Origin of the sequence: Bradyrhizobium sp. PRIMUS42, from assembly GCF_023006515.1 — a bacterium.
GTDB lineage: Bacteria > Pseudomonadota > Alphaproteobacteria > Rhizobiales > Xanthobacteraceae > Bradyrhizobium.
In genome coordinates this window covers 1-2,809 of the sequence record NZ_JALBGZ010000773.1, presented here as the reverse complement: position 1 = coordinate 2,809, position 2,809 = coordinate 1, and the positions used below count along the sequence as shown (strand labels likewise).

Genomic DNA, 2,809 nt, shown 5'->3' with positions numbered 1-2,809 from the left:
CGCCGACGGCGCCGACAAGGTCTGAGTGATCCTTGCGCGCGGTTTGGCGAGCGAGCCGTCGTCCTTGTACCAGAAGGTTGGAAACAGGAACGCCTTGTGGATCTCGGCGCCTCCGGAAACAGGCAGCGATAGGTCGGGTTGAATTCGCCCTGCTCGTTCGTCTCATGCGCGCGGATGGTGGTCAGCGAGCCGTCGAAGGTGCCGAGCGCGGCGGTAATCAGCGGCCTCTTCGCGAAGAAGCAGGCGTCCGAGACCAGATAGCGCGTCGAGAAATTGTCGGAGCCGTCGAGCACGAGATCGTAGTCGCCGATCAGGCTGAGCGCATTGTCGGCATTCAGCCAGGTGGCATGGCCGACGAAGCGGACATGCGGATTGAGCGCCGCGATCCTCTCCGCCGCGCTCTCGACCTTGTGCCGGCCGATATCGGGCGTCGTATGGATCACCTGGCGCTGAAGGTTGGACAGCGACACCACGTCGTCGTCGACCACACCGAGCGTCCCGACGCCAGCAGCGGCCAGATACATCAGAGCGGGCGCACCAAGGCCGCCAGCCCCGATCACCAGCACAGACGCCCGCTTCAGCGCGGCCTGACCGGGACCACCGACATCGCGCAGCACGATATGACGGGCATAACGTTCGAGTTCGTCCGGGCTCAGCATCGTCGTCCTTCCAACTCCCTCCCCTCACGGTGAGGAGGCGCGAAGCGCCGTCTCGAACCATGCAGGCCCCGATCTCGCCCGGGGCCGTCCTTAGAGACGCGGCCTTGCGGCCGCTCCTCAGTCTGAGGACTTGGCTGCGGCTCGACCACCGGCCTGAACCACCCCAACATTGTTCGCGACCAACGAGATGTGCTTCAATGGCATTGCGTTCAATGGGCTGGTTGGATTTGTCATGAGATCGATGCTTGCGGCAACCTTGATGTTTGCGGCTGCCACAGGCGCGAACGCCCAGATGACGGCGCCACAAATCCCGGGCACCACCCCGAAAACGGTTCAGACCGTTCCGGTCAAGCCTCCCGCAATGCAGACGCCGTCGGCGACGGCCGATGCCATGGCAAAAGCAGAGCGGCTGTCGCTGCAGTCCGACCTCGCCTGGGTCGGCCAGTATAATGGCGCCATCACCGGCGACGTCAGCGAACGCATGGTCAACGCCATCAAGGAATACCAGAAGGCCAAGGGCGGCAAGCCGACCGGCGTGCTCAACCCGCAGGAGCGCGCCGCGCTCGCCGAGACGGCGCGAAAGAAGCAGGACAGCGTCGGCTGGAAGATCGTGACGGAGCCGACCAGCGGCGCCCGGCTTGGCATCCCCTCAAAACTGGTGCCGCAGCAGGCGAGCGACGCCAATGGCTCGAAATGGACCTCGCCAACCGGAACGGTTCAGGTGCTGCTCAGCCGCCGCAAGGAGGCAAACCCGACAACGGCGAAACTCGCGGAGCTGGAGAAAGAGCCGTCCGGTCGCAAGGTCGACTACACCGTGGTGAAACCCGACTTCTTCGTGCTGTCGGGCTTGCAGGGTCTGAAGAAGTTTTACGTCCGCGGCAGCTTCAAAGGCGACGAGGTCCGCACCCTGACGATCCTCTACGACCAGGCGACCGAAAACACGGTCGAGCCGGTCGTGATCGCGATGTCGAGCGCCTTCAATGCATTTCCGCTCGGGCCGCAGGCCGGGCCGCCGCCGCGCAAGACCGTCGAGTACGGCACCGGCATCGTCGTCAGTGACGACGGCGCGATCGTCACCGACCGCCTCGTCACCGACGGCTGCCTCGCGATCACGATCGCCGGCCATGGCAGTGCCGACCGTCTCACCGATGACAAGGAGCGCGGTCTCGCGCTGTTGCACATCTACGGCGCACGCGGCCTGAAGCCGTTCAGCCTTGCTGGCGGTGCGACAAAGACGAACGTGGATGTCGTCGGCATCGCCGATCCGCAGAGTCAGGGCGGCGCGGGCGGCGTGTCGATCGTCAAAGCCGCACTGGCGCCGGTCCGGAGCAGCGATTCCATGCTGTCCCCGCCGCCGGCAGTCGGGTTTTCCGGTGGTCCGGCGATCGACGGCGACGGCAGGTTCGCCGGCATTGCGCTGTTGAAGCCGGCAATGGTGGCGGGACCCGCGACATCGGTGCCGGCATCGCAGGCCGTGATGGTATCCGCGGACGCGGTGCGTGATTTCCTGAAGGCGAACGGTGTCGCGGCGAATGGAACGTCGACGGATGCGAAAGCCGCCGTCGTCCGCGTGATCTGCGTGCGGAAGTAGGGCAGCCAAAATCGCCACGCTCTCGTGTCCCGGACGCGGTGCGGCATGACATGCCGCTCCGCTGCGTCCGGGGCACCAATCAACTACGCCGCGAGCATCGTCACACGTACCACTACGGGTCCAGTAATGGTACGGATTAGCTGGCATTCCCTATTCCGCCATCATCGCTACTGCTGATTCGGACCTCCGCGATCCCCTTTGGATCGGGCCGGCACGTCCTGAGCGAGAAGAGCTCAGCATCGAGATCGATGCACGTTCGCGTGGCGTATTCCTGACCCAAGCACTCCAAAGGATTGATCTTCAAATGCACACGATCGTAATGGCCACCCAAAAGGGTGGCAGTGGCAAGAGCACGCTCGCCATCGGCCTCGCACTCGCGGCCAAGCAGGCCGGCTTCACCGTCCGCCTGATCGAGACCGACCCGCAGGGCACCCTGTCCAACTGGCAGCGCCGCCGTGCCGCCGATGATCTCGTCGTCGAGCCGATCTACCATGCCGCCGACATCGCGCCGCGCCTGAAGATGCTGGCCGACAGCGGCCTGCAACTCGCGATCGTCGAC

At 64.9% G+C, this 2,809-nt stretch carries 3 protein-coding genes; 2 read left to right on the top strand and 1 reads right to left on the bottom strand.

Features of this window, described 5'->3' with window-relative positions:
• The coding region (locus tag MOV75_RS33385) for a ThiF family adenylyltransferase (protein ID WP_247007456.1) at positions 1-659 on the bottom strand (659 nt) is incomplete at its 3' end.
• A 232-nt stretch (positions 660-891) separates the two neighbouring features.
• Here MOV75_RS33385 and MOV75_RS33380 point away from each other — a divergent pair.
• Positions 892-2,250 (top strand): peptidoglycan-binding protein, encoded by a 1,359-nt coding sequence (locus tag MOV75_RS33380; protein WP_246922461.1) that lies wholly within the window; start codon positions 892-894, stop codon positions 2,248-2,250.
• 304 nt (positions 2,251-2,554) lie between these two features.
• A partial coding sequence (locus tag MOV75_RS33375; RefSeq protein WP_247007455.1) for a ParA family protein occupies positions 2,555-2,809 on the top strand: 255 nt, incomplete at its 3' end.